This is a genomic window from Planktothrix prolifica NIVA-CYA 540, assembly GCF_963864145.1.
Classification (GTDB): Bacteria; Cyanobacteriota; Cyanobacteriia; order Cyanobacteriales; family Microcoleaceae; genus Planktothrix; species Planktothrix agardhii.
In genome coordinates this window covers 211,016-228,966 of the sequence record NZ_CAWLTW010000001.1, presented here as the reverse complement: position 1 = coordinate 228,966, position 17,951 = coordinate 211,016, and the positions used below count along the sequence as shown (strand labels likewise).

Annotated in this window: 20 protein-coding genes and 2 pseudogenes; 7 read left to right on the top strand and 15 right to left on the bottom strand. The window is 36.0% G+C overall.

Going from position 1 to position 17,951, the window contains the following annotated elements; genetic code table 11:
* Positions 1-27 precede the first annotated feature (27 nt).
* The 4 genes from AC559H_RS00995 to psb34 form a co-directional block, all read right to left on the bottom strand.
* Positions 28-4,533 carry a chemotaxis protein CheB gene (locus AC559H_RS00995; RefSeq protein ID WP_026793441.1) on the bottom strand — a complete coding sequence of 1,502 codons (4,506 nt, stop codon included), beginning with the start codon at positions 4,531-4,533 and terminating at the stop codon, positions 28-30.
* A 238-nt stretch (positions 4,534-4,771) separates the two neighbouring features.
* Positions 4,772-5,353: a Uma2 family endonuclease gene (locus AC559H_RS00990; protein ID WP_026798413.1), complete on the bottom strand. Its 582-nt coding sequence runs from the start codon at positions 5,351-5,353 to the stop codon at positions 4,772-4,774.
* A gap of 291 nt (positions 5,354-5,644) precedes the next feature.
* On the bottom strand, positions 5,645-6,226 hold the full coding sequence (locus tag AC559H_RS00985) for a Uma2 family endonuclease (RefSeq protein ID WP_026798412.1): 582 nt from the start codon (positions 6,224-6,226) through the stop codon (positions 5,645-5,647).
* Between the two features lie 101 nt (positions 6,227-6,327).
* Complete coding sequence (gene psb34, locus AC559H_RS00980) at positions 6,328-6,624, bottom strand: photosystem II assembly protein Psb34 (protein WP_026793440.1); 297 nt, start codon at positions 6,622-6,624, stop codon at positions 6,328-6,330.
* 172 nt (positions 6,625-6,796) lie between these two features.
* On the opposite strand from psb34, the gene AC559H_RS00975 reads away from it, so the two are divergent.
* The 4 genes from AC559H_RS00975 (at position 6,797) to cpcF (ending at position 10,576) form a co-directional block, all read left to right on the top strand.
* On the top strand, positions 6,797-7,141 hold the full coding sequence (locus AC559H_RS00975) for a hypothetical protein (protein ID WP_036833144.1): 345 nt from the start codon (positions 6,797-6,799) through the stop codon (positions 7,139-7,141).
* Between the two features lie 123 nt (positions 7,142-7,264).
* Positions 7,265-8,851 carry a bifunctional metallophosphatase/5'-nucleotidase gene (locus AC559H_RS00970; RefSeq protein WP_026793439.1) on the top strand — a complete coding sequence of 529 codons (1,587 nt, stop codon included), beginning with the start codon at positions 7,265-7,267 and terminating at the stop codon, positions 8,849-8,851.
* Between the two features lie 231 nt (positions 8,852-9,082).
* Complete coding sequence (gene cpcE, locus AC559H_RS00965) at positions 9,083-9,919, top strand: C-phycocyanin alpha-cysteine-84 phycocyanobilin lyase subunit CpcE (RefSeq protein WP_026793438.1); 837 nt, start codon at positions 9,083-9,085, stop codon at positions 9,917-9,919.
* Between the two features lie 24 nt (positions 9,920-9,943).
* On the top strand, positions 9,944-10,576 hold the full coding sequence (cpcF, locus tag AC559H_RS00960; RefSeq protein WP_026787490.1) for a C-phycocyanin alpha-cysteine-84 phycocyanobilin lyase subunit CpcF: 633 nt from the start codon (positions 9,944-9,946) through the stop codon (positions 10,574-10,576).
* A gap of 112 nt (positions 10,577-10,688) precedes the next feature.
* Here the strand turns inward: cpcF and AC559H_RS00955 are convergent, their stop codons facing one another.
* The 4 genes from AC559H_RS00955 to AC559H_RS00940 form a co-directional block, all read right to left on the bottom strand.
* A complete protein-coding gene (locus AC559H_RS00955) occupies positions 10,689-10,874 on the bottom strand; it encodes a hypothetical protein (RefSeq protein ID WP_330949682.1) in 186 nt (61 codons plus the stop codon).
* 332 nt (positions 10,875-11,206) lie between these two features.
* The gene (locus AC559H_RS00950) at positions 11,207-11,596 is read right to left on the bottom strand and encodes a type II toxin-antitoxin system VapC family toxin (protein WP_026793437.1); all 390 of its coding nucleotides are present in this window, start codon (positions 11,594-11,596) and stop codon (positions 11,207-11,209) included.
* 18 nt (positions 11,597-11,614) lie between these two features.
* The gene (locus AC559H_RS00945; RefSeq protein ID WP_026793436.1) at positions 11,615-11,854 is read right to left on the bottom strand and encodes a ribbon-helix-helix domain-containing protein; all 240 of its coding nucleotides are present in this window, start codon (positions 11,852-11,854) and stop codon (positions 11,615-11,617) included.
* A gap of 43 nt (positions 11,855-11,897) precedes the next feature.
* Entirely contained in the window at positions 11,898-12,080 is a 183-nt protein-coding gene (locus AC559H_RS00940) for a hypothetical protein (protein ID WP_036833141.1), read from the bottom strand.
* Positions 12,081-12,084: 4 nt separating this feature from the next.
* Here AC559H_RS00940 and AC559H_RS00935 point away from each other — a divergent pair.
* The 3 genes and pseudogenes from AC559H_RS00935 to AC559H_RS00925 form a co-directional block, all read left to right on the top strand.
* A pseudogene (locus AC559H_RS00935) lies at positions 12,085-12,329 on the top strand (hypothetical protein); the annotation flags it as partial.
* A gap of 83 nt (positions 12,330-12,412) precedes the next feature.
* The gene (locus AC559H_RS00930; protein WP_026793435.1) at positions 12,413-13,852 is read left to right on the top strand and encodes an AAA family ATPase; all 1,440 of its coding nucleotides are present in this window, start codon (positions 12,413-12,415) and stop codon (positions 13,850-13,852) included.
* Positions 13,845-14,567 carry a hypothetical protein gene (locus AC559H_RS00925; RefSeq protein WP_026793434.1) on the top strand — a complete coding sequence of 241 codons (723 nt, stop codon included), beginning with the start codon at positions 13,845-13,847 and terminating at the stop codon, positions 14,565-14,567. The genes AC559H_RS00930 and AC559H_RS00925 overlap by 8 nt, the downstream gene beginning before the upstream one ends.
* 46 nt (positions 14,568-14,613) lie before the next feature.
* Here AC559H_RS00925 and AC559H_RS00920 read toward each other — a convergent pair.
* From AC559H_RS00920 to AC559H_RS00890, 7 genes and pseudogenes are all read right to left on the bottom strand, one after another.
* Positions 14,614-14,802: pseudogene (locus AC559H_RS00920) on the bottom strand (aminotransferase class I/II-fold pyridoxal phosphate-dependent enzyme); the annotation flags it as partial.
* A gap of 67 nt (positions 14,803-14,869) precedes the next feature.
* The gene (locus AC559H_RS00915) at positions 14,870-15,172 is read right to left on the bottom strand and encodes a type II toxin-antitoxin system RelE/ParE family toxin (RefSeq protein ID WP_026793433.1); all 303 of its coding nucleotides are present in this window, start codon (positions 15,170-15,172) and stop codon (positions 14,870-14,872) included.
* Complete coding sequence (locus AC559H_RS00910; protein WP_026793432.1) at positions 15,169-15,399, bottom strand: addiction module protein; 231 nt, start codon at positions 15,397-15,399, stop codon at positions 15,169-15,171. Before AC559H_RS00910 ends, AC559H_RS00915 begins: the two co-directional genes overlap by 4 nt.
* A complete protein-coding gene (locus tag AC559H_RS00905; RefSeq protein ID WP_036833140.1) occupies positions 15,378-15,683 on the bottom strand; it encodes a hypothetical protein in 306 nt (101 codons plus the stop codon). The genes AC559H_RS00910 and AC559H_RS00905 overlap by 22 nt, the downstream gene beginning before the upstream one ends.
* The gene (locus tag AC559H_RS00900; protein WP_026793431.1) at positions 15,680-15,976 is read right to left on the bottom strand and encodes a type II toxin-antitoxin system RelE family toxin; all 297 of its coding nucleotides are present in this window, start codon (positions 15,974-15,976) and stop codon (positions 15,680-15,682) included. Before AC559H_RS00900 ends, AC559H_RS00905 begins: the two co-directional genes overlap by 4 nt.
* Positions 15,977-16,009: 33 nt before the next feature.
* The gene (locus tag AC559H_RS00895) at positions 16,010-17,245 is read right to left on the bottom strand and encodes an LL-diaminopimelate aminotransferase (RefSeq protein WP_026793430.1); all 1,236 of its coding nucleotides are present in this window, start codon (positions 17,243-17,245) and stop codon (positions 16,010-16,012) included.
* Positions 17,246-17,334: 89 nt separating this feature from the next.
* A complete protein-coding gene (locus AC559H_RS00890; RefSeq protein WP_026793429.1) occupies positions 17,335-17,949 on the bottom strand; it encodes a hypothetical protein in 615 nt (204 codons plus the stop codon).
* Positions 17,950-17,951: the final 2 nt, after the last annotated feature.

Genomic DNA, 17,951 nt, shown 5'->3' with positions numbered 1-17,951 from the left:
AAAATCCGTGAAATCCGTGAAATCCTCTTAAATCAGTGATCCCAAATATTTAGAAATAGCATCGTTAAAATCTTCAATCATGATCGGTTTACTCAGATAATCATTCATTCCTACTTCTAAACATTTTTGACGATCGCGCTCCAAAACATTAGCCGTAACCGCAATAATCCAGGGTTGAGTTTGGGAAGATTCACGAATCATTTTGGTGGCGGTTAAACCATCCATTTCCGGCATTTGCATATCCATTAATATTATATCATAGGATTGTTTTTTTAACAATTCTAATACTTCTAATCCATTGTTAGCAATATCAGCATCATAGCCAAAAGTTTTCAGCAGTAATAATCCAAATTCTTGATTAATCTCATCATCATCGGCGATCAAAATTTTTAATTGCGATTGATCATAAATTTTTTTGATTTGAGGTAAAGCGGGATTTGTTAGTAAATTAATCTCGCTCTCAGAAGCAAGTTTTAATTGTAGGGTAAAATAAAAGGTTGAACCTTGGGTTTGAGGTTCTTCGGGCTCTAGGAAAAAATCTGGGGGAGGATTTCCGCCAATATTCCCCTGACTTTCCACCCAAATTGTTCCTGACATTAAATTCACTAAATTTTTACTAATTACTAATCCTAAACCCGTACCGCCATATTTACGATTAATAGAGGTATCTGCTTGGTTAAAGGGTTGAAATAGATCATTGATTTTATCGGAATTAATCCCAATTCCTTGATCTTGAATTGAGATAATTAACTGATATTTCTGATCAGAAATAGGTTGACCAATTATATTAATATAAATACTGCTATTATCAGTAAATTTAACCGCATTTCCTAATAAATTTAAGAAGATTTGTCTCAATCGATCACTGTCTCCTAAAAAACCATCAGGAATATCAGGATCAATCGAATAGGTGAAGTGAATTTTTTTATCTAAAATTTCTCTCTGGAGGAGATCAGAGACCGACTGAATGACAGTTCTTAAAACAAAAGGATGTTCTTCTAGTTCAAAATTCCCCGATTCAATTTTTGATAAGTTAAGAATATCATTAATAATAGTTAGGAGCAGATTCCCACTATCCCGAATCATATCAACTAATTTTTTTTGTTCCGGGGAAAGATCGGTCATTAATAAAAGTTGAATGATCCCAATCACGCCATTCATCGGGGTACGGATTTCGTGACTCATATTAGCTAGAAAATCAGCTTTGGCTTTAGTTCCAGCTTCCGCGCCTTCCTTGGCTTCGGATAGGGCGATTTCGGCTTGTTTGCGATCGCTAATATCTAGCATTGTTCCATAAATATTTGTGATCTGATTCTCTTGATTATAACCGGGCTTCCCAATAGCATTAATATGCCGAATTTCCCCATCATGACAACGAATAATTTTTATATCTATATCATAAGCAATCCCTTGGGTTTTGAGTTGTTCTAAAGCCTCTAAAAATCTAGCTTGATCTTCAATATGAATGCGAGTAATTAACTGGGCTAAGGTGGGTTCTCCTAAATTAAAATCAAAACCAATAATCCTAAATAATTCCTTGGAACTGAGCATTTTTTCAGTCTGGAGATTCAATTCCCAATTTCCCAGATGGGAAATACTTTGAGCTTCTTCTAGGCGATCTTTTGCTCTTTTTACCTCTTTTTGAATCTGTTGTTGTTCGGTAATTTCTGTAATTACCCCCCCGACTCCAGACTGTCCATCTTCTAATAAAACCGGATAAAGACTACCGATCCAATATCGAGTTTGTAAAAACACCGGGGTTAGGGTTTTAAATTCTACATTTCTCAGGGTTTCACCCGTTTCTAAGACTTGACGCATCAAAGGTTCATAAATATTTGCCCATTCAGGAAATAACTCCTGTACGGTTTTGCCAATATGTTCTACTGCGGACAAATTATTAATCTTGGCGAAGTTTTCATTAACTTTAACAAATTTTAGATTTTGATCCAGTAAACATAATCCCACGGGACTATTAATATAAATATTGTCTAACCAATTATTACTGGCTTGGAGTTGATTTTGAAATTTTTTTAACTCATTAATATTGACAAAGGTAACAACTACTCCATCATTGTGATTATTTTCCCCTTTATAGGTGTGCGCTCGCATCAAGAGTTGTTCTTGAGTCTTTTGGTTGATCACTTCTAATTCTATGGGAATTTGAGATACCACAAAATTCGATAAAATTTCAACTAAGTTAGGACAGTCTAAATTATGGGTAAAATGGGTTAGGGGGCGGTTAATATCAGTGGGAAGAATATTAATAATATTACTGGTCGTCGGGGTAAATTTTCTAATATTCAGATCATTATCCAGAAAGATGACTCCGATATCGGTACTGCGAAGTAAATTATCAATATCGCTGGTTAGTTCGGTGAGTTGTTGAATTTTAATCTGATATTCTGAATTAACGGTATAAAGTTCTTCATTTACCGACTGCAATTCCTCATTGGTACTTTGCAATTCTTCATTAGAAGCCAGTAATTCCTCATTGGTAGCCTGTTGTTCTTCATTGGTTGTTTCTAATTCTTCAATAGTCGCTTGTAAATTTTCTCGGGTTTGTTGCAGTTCATATTCTAATTCAGTGATTTGTTTAACGGTTTCAATATCAACCTGAAACTCAATTTGATTGGATTTGTTTTCTAATGTTGTTTTTACCTCCAATAAAACCAACATAAATTCATTAATGATTGGGTATTTATTGGGAAATGCTATCTTTAAATTTAAGGTCTCATTCACCCCATTTCTAAACAAATTAATTCCCGTATATAAAATATTTTGTTGTTCCCGTTTAGCACGGTGAATAGCTGTTTTCATGGGTAATTTTAAAGGAGTGGGAACCAGTTCCGTAATATCTAATTTAGGCTTGCCCGTGGAAAAGGATAGTAAATCTGCACCATTATGAAAAATATGCAGCAATTGGAAGTCTTGATTGATTAATACACAGGTCAGACGTTGTTCTGCAAAACAAAGATTAAAAACCGAATCTAAAATCCGTTCATACTGAAAAATATTGCAATTAGAGACGGGTGGTATCGTAACTGGAGCTAATAGTGTTGGGTGGGATGCGGGCATTAAACTCAGTTGAACTTCTCGGTGTTTGCGGAAGATTTTCCATCTTTGATTGATATGAATAAATTCTGTTTCCATTTCTCCCAAGGTTTCGGCATTTCCTAAAAATAAAATCCCTTGGGAAGTTAAAGAAAAAAGCAGTAAGCGTAATACTTGTTGCTGAAGTAGAGGCTGCATATAAATCAGCACATTCCGGCAACTAATCAAATTCATTTTAGAAAAACCCGCATTTTTAGTTAAATCATGGGGGGCAATAATTAACATCTCGCGTAAATGCCGTTTAACTTGATAGGAGCCGGATTTATAAGTAAAGTATTTCTCTAAACGTTCAGGAGTAATATTATTTTTAATACTTTCGTTATACGTTCCTTGAGATGCTACTTCCAGGGCTTTACTATCGAGGTCAGTGGCAAACATTTTGACGCTGATCTGTTTATTAGCCGCCTGAATTGCTTCATCAATTAATATAGCTAAGGAATAGGCTTCTTCTCCGGTAGCACAGGCGGGAACCCAGACTCGGACTTGTTCTTGGGGTTCTAAAGATTCGATTAACTCTGGTAAAACCTGCTGTTCCATTAATTCCCAGGCGGGAGAATCTCTAAAGAATTGGGTGACGCCAATTAATAAGTCTTGACGGAGTAATTTTCTTTCTGTTTCTGATTGGTTTAATAAGACAATATACTGAGTCAAATCCGGGGATTGGGTAATACCAGAACGATTCAGAATCCGACGACTTAGGGTACTAATTTTGTATTGACAAAAATCAATTTTTTCGTATTTGGATAAAATACCGAGGATTTGTTCAAATTCTTCGACGGGAATTAAATCTCCGGCTTTGACCTGAGAAATGGGATAGTTGAGGGAATAGCCGACTAAACTATAAACCGCCTGGGCTAAATCCTGCGGGGATAAAATCCCATCCAAGCAATCACAAGGTATGACACTACTCGGCATACTGGTAAATTGGGCGGTTTCTGGGGATTGAACTAGGGTGATTCCGCCTTTTTGACTAATAACTTGTAATCCTTCTGTACCATCGTTTCCAGTTCCAGATAGCAGGATTCCGATCACTTTTTCTCCCCATTGCGCGGCGAGGGATTTGAAGAAAATATTGATCGGATCATTTATCCGCTCGGAAGGATGTTGTTTTAATCGTAAGTAATCTTTTTCGACTGTTAAAGTGTGACGCGGGGGCAATACATAGATATGATTAGGATGTAATTGTGCCCCATCTTTTATCTGTTCAACTTCTAAGGAGGTACGCCTTTGAATTAATTCTGGCATCAAACTAGGAAAATCGGGAGAAAGATGTTGCAAAATTACAAAAGCCGCACCGGGATTATTCGGTAAGTTGGTAAAAAATTCTTCTAAAGGTTGTAAACCTCCGGCTGATGCACCTATGGCTACCACAAAAAACTTTTCTGGCTGTTCAGGGCTATTATTCTGGGTGTTTTCTTTCATATTAACGAAGGTAATTAAAAGGGATTGGTACAGGAATTGAAATTTTATTTCTTAGTCAGATAATTTTCTATGAACACATAAACAAATGGTTTTCAAAAATTAAAACGTTAACTTAAATAAACACTTTTGTCAATACATTTGAGTTTTTTTAATTATTTTTTAATATTCATATTAATCGCTCCTTACTGATACAACACTCTTGTAGGGGCTTAAATCCCCATCAAAATTATACATAATTTCAGATAATATTTGTCAAATCTAATACAAATCCTGGTAAAATATTTTCTCCCGATAAAGATTGGGGAGATGGGATAATTTCTACTATTTGATTAGGGCGATAAATTTCTACACGCTGATTGTGTCTATCTAGTAACCATCCTAATTTTGTCCCATTTTCTATATATTCTTGCATTTTTGCTTGTAGCTTTTCTAAGGAATCAGTTTTTGAGCGTAATTCAACAACAAAATCAGGAGATAATGGGGCAAATTTTTCCTTTTCTGCTGTGGTTAAAACCTCCCATTTTTGGTTACTGACCCAAGCAGCATCGGGGGAGCGATTTGCACCATTTGGAAGTCTAAAACCCGTTGAAGAATCAAAGGCTAATCCTAAATTATTTTGACAACTCCAGATTTCTAATTGAGTGCTAATTTTAATATTCCGGTTGCCAGTTTCGCTACCTGTAGGGGGCATAATAGTTAAATCTCCCGATGCACTGCGCTCAAATCTCAAATCCCGGTTATTTTGACATAGCTGAAAAAACTGGTCATCTGTTAGTTCAATAGTTAACTCAAAGGGTGTGGGTATTGTAGCAGTTTCCATGATTTTATCCTAATTTAGTCCTCTGTAGGGGGACGGCACGCTTCGCCCTACGATGAATTTGATTTTAAGCAATTTAGACAACTGATTTGGACTGGCACATATAGCAATCCTATTTGAGTTGTGTTCAAAATTCCTGATCAAAAGGGAACACCGGAACAGCCCCCCCAAACCCCCGTGCACGGCAGGGCTAGGGGGGAGGGATCTGGGGTAATACTTCTGGCTGTTTCATATCAGTATTGAAATGTTACAACCTATTTAGGATTGCTATATATATCAAAATTATACATAATTTCAGAGAATATTTGTCAAATCTAATATAAATCCTGGTAAAATATTTTCTCCCGACAAAGATTGGGGAGATGGGATAATTTCTACTATTTGATTAGGGCGATAAATTTCTACACGCTGATTGTGTCTATCTAGTAACCATCCTAATTTTGTCCCATTTTCTATATATTCTTGCATTTTAGCCTGTAGCTTTTCTAAGGAATCAGTTTTTGAGCGTAATTCAACAACAAAATCGGGAGATAGGGGAGCAAATTTTTCCTTTTCTGCTGTGGTTAAAACCTCCCATTTTTGGTTACTGACCCAAGCAGCATCGGGGGAGCGATTTGCACCATTTGGAAGTCTAAAACCCGTTGAAGAATCAAAGGCTAATCCTAAATTATTTTGACAACTCCAGATTTCTAATTGAGTGCTAATTTTAATATTCCGGTTGCCAGTTTCGCTACCTGTGGGGGGCATAATAGTTAAATCTCCCGATGCACTGCGCTCAAATCTCAAATCCCGGTTATTTTGACATAGCTGAAAAAACTGGTCATCTGTTAGTTCAATAGTTAACTCAAAGGGTGTGGGTATTGTAGCAGTTTCCATGATTTTATCCTATATATCAAAATTATCAGATTACCTATTACCTATTCCAAAATTGACTATCGCCCATTTTTGATCGCTCATTGCTCACTACCTATTAATATTTAGCTAACAGAAAAGGTAATCATTAGCAAAATAACAACGAACAAAACCGCCCCCGCTCCTAAGAAAATATATCGTTTTTGTTGTCGGGTTGAGGGATATTCCGAGGGGTAGATATCAGGCTCGACCGCAAAGTTATTGAGCAAACCTTCATCATCTTTAGTGTAGCCCGTTTCAGCGGCAATATCAGGAGATTGGGGATCATTTGTGGGAATTTCAGCAGGATTGAGTTCGCTACCGTCGCTGCGATGCTCTGGGTTGGGGTTAAGGGTTTTCCCTGTTATTTTGGAGTTGGTCATGTTGCCATCTTATTCAATTTATTCTGCCATTATAGTCTATTTGAACAATAACAGGTAATAGGTAATAGGGAATAGGTAATAGGGAATAGGGAATAGGTAATAGGGAACACCGGATAATACTTTTGACTGCTTCATGCCAGTATAATAAATTAACTCCATTTTAGGATTTTAAATGAAAGCACAAGCCTATGATCGGATTAAAACATTAGTGGATATTCCCGCAGATTTGGGAAAATCCCTAATTCCCAAGGGAACAATTGGAACAGTAATCGAATGTTATGAACATCCTAAAGAGGGATATGCGGTTGACCTGACTATTCTTAGTGAAACCGGAGAATCGGGTTTTGAATATGAAAATGTAATTCTGTATCCTGAGCAGTTTTCTGTAGTCAATGATACCCCGGAAATGGGGAATTTTATTTCGGTTTTTGGCGATATTAGTTATGAAGTCCCCCAAGTAGTTCATGAGCAATCAAATTCACCAGAAACCCCAGTAGAGCAAACGACTCAGGAGTAACATAAAACTCAAATCACAACTTGTTAAATTTTATCTAAAACTGTCTCATAATTATGCTATATTTCCCTATGGAGTGTTTAAAATCATTCATTCCGTAGGGAAATATCAATTTCAATCAAACTTATGAAACGAATATTAAAATACAGTTTTATCTTATTTTTTGTCGGAATAATTTTAGCGATCGCACCCCCCAGTTTAGGATTATTCAATCCTGAATTTAACCTAAGAATTATCCATAGCAATGATCATCATGCCCACTTAGAACCCGTTACCGTTAACGACAAGGAACTAGGCGGCATTGTCCGACGTAAAACCCTGATTGATAGTTTAAAAACCAAAAATTCTCAAGAAACCCTCCTCCTAGATGCCGGGGATATTTTTCAAGGAACTTTATATTTTAATCAATATTTAGGTCAAGCGGATTTACCCTTTTATAATCAGATGAATTATCAGGCAGTTACCCTGGGAAACCATGAATTTGATCGAGGACAAACTGTTTTAGCTAATTTCATTAAAAAAGCCAAGTTTCCTATGCTTTCGGCTAATCTTGAAATCGCGCCTAATTCTCCCTTGGCGGGGTTAGTAAAACCTTGGGTAATTCTATCGGTTAAAGGTAAAAAAATCGGGGTATTTGGCTTAACCACAGAAGCTACAGCTAATATGTCAAGTCCAGGGGAAGGAGTACGTTTTACTGATGCTATTCAAGCAGCAAAAAAAGCGGTTTCTGAGTTAAAAAAACAAGGAGTGAATAAAATTATTGGGTTAACCCATATTGGCTTAGAATCGGATTTAGAACTGGCTAAAACCGTCAATGATATTGATATTATTATCGGCGGACATAGCCACACACCGTTAGGTTCGATGCCCAATGCTAAACAACCCTATCCTATTGTTGAAACCACACCAAAGGGTAAAAAAGTTTTAGTAGTCACGTCTTGGGAATGGGGGAAATATTTAGGGGATTTAGAAGTTAAATTTAATCGCCGAGGAGAAGTAATTTCTTGGAAAGGAACACCCCATGCTATTGATGATCAAATTCAACCGGATGCCAACTTTGCCAAACAGTTAGAAAAATTTTCCGCTTCCCTAGAGGTCTTACGTCAAACTATTATTGGAAAAACCTTAACTCCCTTAGAAGGAAGTCGAGATTTAGTTAGAACTCAAGAAACTAATTTAGGTAATTTAATTACCGATGCCATGTTAAATAAATTAAGACCCGATGGCGCTCAAATTGCCCTATTAAATTCTGGAGGAATTCGGTCTAGTATTCCCGCCGGAAATATTAGTGTTAGTCAAGTGATTGAAGTCATGCCTTTTGGGAATACAATTGCTCGTTTAGATTTAACCGGAGAACAACTCAAACAAGCCTTAGAACATGGTGTCAGTCAAGTGGAATTAGGAGAGGGAAGATTCCCCCAAGTGTCAGGATTAAGGTTTATTTATGACCCCAAAGCTCCGGCGGGTGATCGCGTTATTTCCGTTACTATTGTTGATCAATCGGGACAAGAAAAACCCATAGATTTAACTGCTACCTATCGAGTCGTTGCGAATAATTTTATGTCGATTGGGGGAGATGGTTATGAGGTGATGAAATCGGGTAAAAATCAAGTTGATACGGGATTTTTATTGGCGGATGTGGTGATTGATTATATTAAAAAGCAATCGGAAATTAATGTGGAATCGGGCGATCGCATTACAGCTAAGGAATGAAAAATCAATAAATGGATTAATGAGTGATTTGAGGTTGGGAAAGTTAAGACGCCATTTAATTATGTTTTCTCCTGGTGATATTTAACCATCAAAAATAGCGTGCTTGCGTAAGTCATGGCAGATATACGCATAGCGCATCTGCGTAAGTCCTGTTGAACTTAAATCTGGACTTCCCTTTGATTGCTGATTTCTGCTATGATCAATAGGTTGAAAACAGTACACCTTAACATAATGCAAGATTTAGGGCATGAATCAACGGAAAACAATAGCACTCAAGAGGAAGAATCTTTAACCATTGAACAAGCGATCGCTAATCTTAGCCATGAAGAATTAGGACATCGCTATTATGCGGCTTGGTGGTTAGGACGTTTTCGAGTGAATGAACAGGGGGCGGTAGATGCCTTGATTTTAGCTTTAAATGATGAATCCGATCGCACTGAAGAAGGCGGTTATCCCCTACGCAGAAATGCGGCTAGAGCTTTAGGAAAACTAGGAGATAAACGGGCAGTTTCGGCATTAATTGAATGTTTAGACTGTGCTGATGTTTATGTTCGAGAGGCGGCGGCTCAATCCTTAGAACAATTAGGGGATGAGCGTTGTGTTCCCGTCTTAATAAAATTATTAGAAGGGGGATTAGAAGTCGCTCAATTTGTCCCTGGAAAACCCTATTTAGTTCAACCCTATGATGCCATTTTAGAAGCATTAGGCAGTTTAAAAGCCACCGTTGCGATACCGTTTGTTCAACCGTTTGTAGAACATTTCGTGCCTAAAGTTCGGTATGCGGCATTCAGAGCAATGTATCAATTAACGGGCGAAAATAGCTACGGAGAACGGTTAATAGAGGCGTTAAAAGGCAATGATTTAACCTTACGCCGCACCGCCTTAATGGACTTAGGGGCAATTGGATATTTACCTGGGGCAAAAGCGATCGCCGAAACCTTTGCAGAAAATAGTTTAAAATTAATTGCTTTAAAAGGAGTTTTAGAATATCAATTAACCGATACTTCTGATTTTAATTTGTCTGAATCAGCAATTGAAGTCATGGAATTAATGGATTATTTATTATAAAAAATATTAGCTAATAGTAAAAATATGACTGTACAAATATTAATTCAATCTGTTGAAAAAGCTGATTCTGCTGCCTCTTTATTTAAAGCTGTTTCTGCCTTAGCTCAAGCTAATTCTGTTGAAGCAATTCCGACATTAATTACCGTTTTAGGCTATAATAATCCTGGGGCTGCGGTGGCTGCGGTGGATGGATTAACTCAGTTGGGTGAACCTGCGGTTATTCCCTTATTAGAACAATTGGATGGTTATAATTATGGGGCAAGGGCTTGGGCTATTCGTGCCTTATCAGGTATTGGTGATCCTCGTGGTTTAGAGGTTTTATTAGAATCCGCCGGGAGTGATTTTGCTTTAAGTGTTCGTCGGGCAGCTACCAGAGGATTAGGGAATATTCACTGGGATAAATTACCTTTTGAACAACTTGCTGATGCTCAATTTGAAACTTTTAAAATATTACAAAAAACCGTAGAAGATCCCGAATGGATTGTTAGATATGCGGGTGTTTTTGGGTTAGAGGGTTTAGCAATAGCTATTCAAAAAACTCAACCAGAATGGTTGAATAAAATTCAAGAACAGTTACAACAATTAGCAAATATTGATGAAGTTCTGGCAGTTAGAGCTAGGGCAAAATGGGCAATTCAAAAAATTAAGAATTATTAATTACGAATTACGAATTAGGAGTCAATGAATTAGCCCGTAATTCTTAATTCTTAACTCGTAATTCTTAATTCTTAATGTTGCCAGAGGTCTGAACATCGGGAGATAAAAATAGTTAACCCAGAGTAAAATCGGAAGAATTAATGTTTGTAGATACCACACCTTTAAAGATAGCTAAAAACTGCATTAGTTGATCAATATCTGAGGAAAATTTTAGTTTTCCTTCTTTCTCGTTCTGTTTGGCTAATAAATAGTTTTGATAAATTTCGTCACGTTGCTCTTCTCTTAAAAACTGTTCCAAAAGAGATTGTATCTCTTTTTTTTTCGCCCAATGATAGGGTTTTAATAGCTTCTACGACTTCACTAAAGGTCATATTTATCTCCTTAAAAATTTTATATTTTTGTTTCTATAGATAGTTTATCAGCGATCGCCTCTAACTCAAAACCGATACACTGATCGCTGTCTCATTTTAGCTTTGCGATCGCATCTACGGTTACAGCTTAAAGTGCAATCTGGCTTCTGGTTAGTGCTACCAGAGAAAAGCAATTCTGGGTTTCCTGTTGTCAACCCAGCCTACGAAGCGGCGATCACACTACCACTCATTAAAATCAACCTGATTACAATTGAATAAATTATTGTTTTTTGTAAGGAACAATCACAGTATCTAGCATTGGAAAATGTTTTTGATTCAAAGTTACTAAGTGAGCTTGTTTAACTTCAGCAGTAGCAGCAATTAACGCATCAGCCAGTCCTACACCATGACTTTTTCCATAATCTCGGCGATATAATCCCCCTTTAATAGCAATTTCTTCATTAATAGGCACAATTTCAAAGGCAAGAAAAAAGGTATCTAACACCTCTCTTTCTTTCCCTTCCCGAACGCCTGAATAAAGTTCAGCAACAGTAATACTTGAAATTAAAATAGATTCTTCTATTAAATTTTCCAAGTAAGTAACAGCTTGCGATCGCCCTCGTAAAAAGTCGATTAAAACATCGGTATCAATTAATAAAATCTTAGGCATATTGACCAATAAAAATTGTTAAAATCTCTGCCATTCCTGACGTAATTGTTTTACATCAGGGATATCTATATCTTCTCGATCAGCCCATATTCCTTTGGCTTTTTGTATTAATAAATATCGAGTTTGCTGTTGATAGTCTTTAATTAATCGTTCAACTGCTTCGCTAATTAATTGACTTTGAGTTTTCCCCGTTTCGCGTGAAATTTCAGCGAGAGCATTTTGCAGGGGTTCATCTAAACTAATTTTAGTTTCAGGCATAGATTTTAGAAAGTGGAAATGATATTTTAATTATAGATTAACTTTAGGGATAAGAAGTTGTACTCGCCAGATAATTTACACTCCTCAAAATCTGACTTAATACTTCTTTCCCTGGTATCGCTTGAACTATACCAGTCCATATTTCATCTCGACGCTGTTTTGCTCCTGTTATCCATAGCGTCTGTTCTGTTTTTTCCTTTATTTCTTTATAGTGATCCGTTGGCATAATAAGGACAGAAATGCTAGGATATTCGCTCTGTAGGGAAAATCAGGCAAGAGTTGAGAATAATACGACGGTGTTCTCCACCTCTACCCGTAATTTTAATCATCGCATGGGTAAGGGAGCAAGGGTATATCTGGGTTCGGCGGAATTGGCGGCAGTTATCTCAATTTTGGTGAGATTGAAGGTTTTGAGGATTTCGGACGGGTGATTCCTCTGGATCAGATGCCTAAGTTAGAGGAGGTTGTGGTATAGTATAATTACTGGGATGGGTTGCCCTAACTCACCCCTTCAGTTACTTTATATATAAAGTAAAACTCATTAAAAAATTAATTGATATGAAGTTAATTATTAAAAATTTAGGAGCAATAAAAAATAATACTCAAGAGATTGATTTAGCAAAAGATTTTTTTGTTTTTGTTGGACGTAACAACAGTGGAAAAAGTTATGTCGCTCAATTATTATGGACAATTTTTAATCAGGATGTAATTGAAAAATTTGCTGAAGATAATTTAGATCTTATTCAAGATAATGTTATTGAAAATGAAGTTGAAGTAAATCCTAAATTAATTTGTGAAATCATTAAAAAGTATAGTTCTTTTCTAGAAGATTACCTCCGAAGATATACATATGCTTTCAATATTGGAAAAGAGTCAAAATATTTAAGGATAATTATTGAGTTTATTTATGAAATATCAGAGCTAAAAAAAATAAAATTACAAGACGATAACCAGAAAGAGTTATCTGAAGACTTTTTTGATTCGGTATCGAGAAATATTTCTCCTGAAAATTTAATTCAACAAAAGAAAACTTTTTTAATTACCAGTATAATTAGAATGTTACTAAGACATCATCATAAAACTTTCTTCTTACCTGCTAGTCGTAGCTTTCTTCCCATATTTTATAGTTATATTTATAAAATTAAAAGAGAAGAAGGAGAAGAAATTGCTAAAAATTTACAAACTTTAAGTGAAATGATGACAAACAATGAAGGAAGAATTGAATTATCAGTATATCAAAAAGAATTGAATACTAAACTTCAAGAATTGAATACTAATTTTGAGAAAAGACCTTGTAAACAACCAATGAATCAGATTATTGATTATTTATGTTCTTTCAATGAGAATCAAGAAATAAAAAATCAAGAATTTTATCTCAATATGGTTCAAAAACTACAAGAAATTATGGGTGGTGAAATAACACCTCTGAGTCAAGAAGGAATTGCACCTATAGAATTTTATTTTAAATTGGATGTTAATGGTAATAGTTTACCGATGTATTTAGCTTCTTCTTCTGTTAACCAATTAACCCCTTTATATTTATATCTTAAATATTGGGTAGCGGAACATAATAATTTTTTGATAATGGATAAACCAGAAGAAAATCTACATCCTGAAAATCAAATTAATTTATTAAACATATTGTTACAATTTGTTAGTGCAAGAGATAATAAAGTCTTAATAACAACTCATAGTCCAATTTTAGCTAATGCGATTAATAATTATATTTATTTAGATGTTTTAAAAAATGAATATCAAATTAATGTAAAAAATATTATCGAGGAACATCAATTAAAATATGTTGATGCTGATGTTTCAATCGCCAAAGAAAAGGTAGGAGTTTACTTTTTTACTGGGGATAAAATTATGGAGTATAAAAGTGGTGATTATAGTATTTATTTTAGAAATTTTAAAGAAGTTGAAAACAATTTAGAAAAATCACTCCGTATTCTGACTGATTATATTGACCGCGAGGAGGATGAGTCTGAAAATGAGTAAAAAGCCGAAAAACAGAAAAAAATACTGTTTAAATAATCCTCAAAATCAAGATTTTCTGTCCCTTAGAGATGAATTACATCAAGCTTTAGCTCAAGAAGAATTTATCATTGAAATTAACAATTTTCAAGACGAAACAATCCAGATTATTGAAAGTAAAAATGAAGAAAAAGATGAACCAACACTAAGAAAAGTATTGATTAATGAATTAAATTATTCTGATGATACATCAACAATTGAAAGAATTTGGAAAATTGACTTAGAAAAAGAGTTAGCTGGTATTTCAACTAGCAGTAAAAAAACTGAATGTGCTATTTTAATTTTAAAAAAATATGAAAGTAGTTATCAATTAAATATTCTTTTAATTGAATTAAAATCTTCCCTAAAAGATCAGGAATTAAAAAACATTGAAGAAAAATTTAGTTGTTCTATGACGAGATTATATATGCTACTTGTTCTCAATAATCACTTAAATTCAATTAGAGGTTATGATGAAGCAACAATATATATAGATTTTCAGGGAATTTTATTTTATAAAGATGGTAGATTTACAGATGATGATAGTCAATTATATAATATTTTAAAAACTCCTGATAAATCAGGAAAATTAACTTGTAAGACAATTTTAAAAACGGAAGATAAAATTAAAATTAAATGTGTTCAAGTTTTAAATGATGATGTAATTACTATCAGTTTACAGACTTTATTATCTAATTAATATCTTAATTGTTTGGAAACAAGGTGGGCATTGCCCACCCAACAATTTAAGATTTAAACTTCTCGGTAATTCTTCGCATGGCTTCCTCTACGTTTTCCCGACTATTAAAAGCAGAAATACGGAAATATCCTTCACCTGCCGCACCGAAACCAGAACCCGGAGTTCCCACAACATTACAGGTTTGTAATAGCTTATCGAAGAAATCCCAACTTGATAAACCTTGGGGAGTTTTTACCCGTTGCCTTAGAGCAGGCGTGGGAGTTCCGTCATGATTTAACTAGGTATTAATTAGCTAAAATATATCATAAAATGTATTGCGATCGCTCTTTCCAATATCCAGGTTTTCGGCTAGAGTGCATAACGGCTAAAATTAAAATATAATCTGGTTCTATAGTGTATAAAATTCCATAGGGAAATTGACGAGTTAAGCAGCGACGAATATCTTCATCAACGATAGGATAACGAGTCGGTGATTCAATAATCTTGAAAACAGCTTGTTCAACTATGTTAATAAAGGCTTGTGCTAACTCAACTCTAATATTGGCATAATATTCGACTGCTTCAGAGTATTCAGCCAGCGCTGCGGGATGAAAAACGTATTTCATTTGTCCAATAACCGTCGAACGTGACTTAATGCTTCTTCCCCTGGTATGGGTTGCACTATACCAGTCCGAATTTCATCTCGACGCTGTTTTGCTTCTGTTATCCATAGTGTTTGTATCGTTTCATCAATATCAAACTCCAAACTTTCGACTAATTTCTCGACGAGAAGCACTCTTGATGCACTGGGTAAAGACAATGCTTCTGTAATTAATTCTTCAAGGGTTCGCATAATCCAAGTTCTGCCATTAACTGTTCATGAGAAATATTATTATGGCGTTCATAATGACGCTTTTTCGTTGTACTAATAGGAATATCGGCTAACGTTAAGAGAGGTAAAGTTAACGCCTCTTGAAAAGCTTTAATATCTTTAGCTAATGCTTCTAAAGATTGACCGATGGGTTCTACTGCATTTTGTGTACAACTGATAATTGAGCCATCTTCGGCATAGAAGACTTCACGAATGATATAGTCACCATTAGGTTCTTGAAAAACACGATAATTCCAGTTCATCATTCTATATCCTCCTGTTGACCTTGAAAGAAAAAAGTATTACCTCTTTTTTCACCAATTCGTTGAACGTCTACAATAAAAACCTGTTCATCTACATCATACAACACTCTAAACTCACCAAGTCTCAATTCCCATTCAGCGATATTATTAGGTCGCATTTGCTTGCGATTACGAGTTTCAAGAGTGGGTTCATAACGTAATTGTAAGCTAATTCCTTCTAAAATCTGTTGTTGTTCATACTTTTTAAAAAACCTTAAGTCTTTTAGGGCTTGGGGTGTGTATTCAATATCGTACATAAAAACGAAGGTGGGCAAAGCCCACCCAATATTTTAAACCTTAAACTTATCGGTAATACGACGCATGGCTTCCTCTACATTTTCCCGACTATTAAAAGCAGAAATACGGAAATAACCTTCCCCCGCAGCACCGAAACCAGAACCAGGAGTCCCGACAACATTACAGGTTTGTAAGAGCTTATCAAAGAAATCCCAACTCGATAAACCTTGGGGTGTTTTCACCCAAACATAGGGGGCATTTTCTCCCCCATAAACGCTTAATCCGGCCGCGGTTAATTGCTCCCGAATAATTTGGGCGTTTTCCATATAAAATTGAATTAACGCCTTAACTTGAGCTTTTCCTGCTTCCGAATAAACCGCTTCCGCCGCCCGTTGAATAATATAAGAAACGCCGTTAAATTTAGTGGCTTGACGACGATTCCATAACTTCCATAATTCCACATCGGAACCATCTTTAGCTTTAGCTGTTAAGGTTTTTGGAACAACAGTAAAGGCGCAACGAGTTCCGGTAAATCCGGCGGTTTTGGAGAAGGAACGAAACTCAATAGCGCAATCTTTTGCTCCTTCAATTTCATAGATAGAACGGGGTAAATTAGGGTTAGAAATAAACGCTTCATAGGCCGCATCATATAGTATAATAGAACCATTGGCTTTAGCGTATTCTACCCAGGCGGTTAAGTGTTCTTTTGTTGCCGTTGCTCCGGTGGGATTATTGGGAAAACAGAGATAAATTAAATCAACTTTTTGGGTGGGAATAGCAGCAGTAAAATTATTTTCCGCCGTAATTGGAATATAAACTAATCCCCCATATTCTCCTTTTTCATTTGCATCTCCCGTATGTCCTGCCATCACATTTGTATCGACATAAACGGGATAAACCGGGTCAGTCACGGCGATAATATTATCGTTTCCAAAAATATCTAAAATATTTCCGGTATCACATTTTGAACCGTCAGAAATGAAGATTTCATCGGCGTCAATATCGCAACCTCTGGCTTTGAAATCGTGGGCGGCGATGGTTTCGCGTAACCAAGCATAACCCTGTTCGGGGCCATAACCTTTGAAGGTGTCACGGTTGCCCATGTCTTCGACGGCCTGAACCATGGCTTGACGACAGGCTTGGGGTAAGGGTTCGGTGACGTCGCCAATGCCTAAACGAATGATTTTGGCGTCGGGGTTGGCTTCTGCAAACCCATTCACCCGGCGGGCAATTTCGGGAAACAGATATCCGGCTTTGAGTTTGAGGTAGTTATCGTTCAGGGTTGCCATAGTTGATTACAAATGCAAAATTTAGGGTGTAATTTCAGTGTTCAAAAGTCACTTAATTTTCTATGATACAAGGGTTTGGGATCGGCTTTTTAAACTTTTGTCCAGAGGGCAAGACCACCGCCTCTACCTCTAGCTGCAATTAGATTAGGAGTAATCACAAAAAAGGCAAAAAAGGCTTGTTTTTTAATGGAATCTTGATAAAATTGTTGGGCATTACTTGAGGTTCCGGGCATTTTACCATCATAGATATTTAAGCCAAACAGTTTAGAAGTAAGATTGGTAAAATCGAAGGCGAGAATATTCTTTTTTTCTAAGAATTTAGCGGGGCCAGTTAGGGTTAAATTAAACTGATTTAACTGAACGCAATTTTGAATAATTCCGGCGTCTATTTCTGTGGGTGCTTCTATTGTTAAGAGGGGATGGGGATATCGAGAATAGATAATTTGTAGATTCAAAAAACTAGGAATATAAAATCCACTTCCTTTAACAAATCCGGCTTGTTTACGGATTTTCTGGGTTCCACTTACCCAACAAAGTCGCCAATTTCCGACCAAGGATTCAAAGCTATGCTTTTCTTTGGTTTTTTTGGCTTGATTTTCACATCTAATTAAGGTTTCAGCGATAATAGAAGAATTTGGCTTTTCTCCTTTACCTGTTAACACAAATTGAGCTACTTTTTCTAACAACAAAAGATCATCATTCATAG

What these genes read in the sequence shown, in the direction of transcription:
- AC559H_RS00995 (WP_026793441.1), bottom strand. Translation starts at nt 4,533, where the DNA reads ATGAAAGAAAACACCCAGAATAATAGCCCTGAACAGCCAGAAAAGTTT.
- AC559H_RS00990 (WP_026798413.1), bottom strand. Translation starts at nt 5,353, where the DNA reads ATGGAAACTGCTACAATACCCACACCCTTTGAGTTAACTATTGAACTA.
- AC559H_RS00985 (WP_026798412.1), bottom strand. Translation starts at nt 6,226, where the DNA reads ATGGAAACTGCTACAATACCCACACCCTTTGAGTTAACTATTGAACTA.
- psb34 (WP_026793440.1), bottom strand. Translation starts at nt 6,624, where the DNA reads ATGACCAACTCCAAAATAACAGGGAAAACCCTTAACCCCAACCCAGAG.
- AC559H_RS00975 (WP_036833144.1), top strand. Translation starts at nt 6,797, where the DNA reads ATGAAAGCACAAGCCTATGATCGGATTAAAACATTAGTGGATATTCCC.
- AC559H_RS00970 (WP_026793439.1), top strand. Translation starts at nt 7,265, where the DNA reads ATGAAACGAATATTAAAATACAGTTTTATCTTATTTTTTGTCGGAATA.
- cpcE (WP_026793438.1), top strand. Translation starts at nt 9,083, where the DNA reads ATGCAAGATTTAGGGCATGAATCAACGGAAAACAATAGCACTCAAGAG.
- cpcF (WP_026787490.1), top strand. Translation starts at nt 9,944, where the DNA reads ATGACTGTACAAATATTAATTCAATCTGTTGAAAAAGCTGATTCTGCT.
- AC559H_RS00950 (WP_026793437.1), bottom strand. Translation starts at nt 11,596, where the DNA reads ATGCCTAAGATTTTATTAATTGATACCGATGTTTTAATCGACTTTTTA.
- AC559H_RS00945 (WP_026793436.1), bottom strand. Translation starts at nt 11,854, where the DNA reads ATGCCTGAAACTAAAATTAGTTTAGATGAACCCCTGCAAAATGCTCTC.
- AC559H_RS00940 (WP_036833141.1), bottom strand. Translation starts at nt 12,080, where the DNA reads ATGCCAACGGATCACTATAAAGAAATAAAGGAAAAAACAGAACAGACG.
- AC559H_RS00930 (WP_026793435.1), top strand. Translation starts at nt 12,413, where the DNA reads ATGAAGTTAATTATTAAAAATTTAGGAGCAATAAAAAATAATACTCAA.
- AC559H_RS00925 (WP_026793434.1), top strand. Translation starts at nt 13,845, where the DNA reads ATGAGTAAAAAGCCGAAAAACAGAAAAAAATACTGTTTAAATAATCCT.
- AC559H_RS00915 (WP_026793433.1), bottom strand. Translation starts at nt 15,172, where the DNA reads ATGAAATACGTTTTTCATCCCGCAGCGCTGGCTGAATACTCTGAAGCA.
- AC559H_RS00910 (WP_026793432.1), bottom strand. Translation starts at nt 15,399, where the DNA reads ATGCGAACCCTTGAAGAATTAATTACAGAAGCATTGTCTTTACCCAGT.
- AC559H_RS00905 (WP_036833140.1), bottom strand. Translation starts at nt 15,683, where the DNA reads ATGATGAACTGGAATTATCGTGTTTTTCAAGAACCTAATGGTGACTAT.
- AC559H_RS00900 (WP_026793431.1), bottom strand. Translation starts at nt 15,976, where the DNA reads ATGTACGATATTGAATACACACCCCAAGCCCTAAAAGACTTAAGGTTT.
- AC559H_RS00895 (WP_026793430.1), bottom strand. Translation starts at nt 17,245, where the DNA reads ATGGCAACCCTGAACGATAACTACCTCAAACTCAAAGCCGGATATCTG.
- AC559H_RS00890 (WP_026793429.1), bottom strand. Translation starts at nt 17,949, where the DNA reads ATGAATGATGATCTTTTGTTGTTAGAAAAAGTAGCTCAATTTGTGTTA.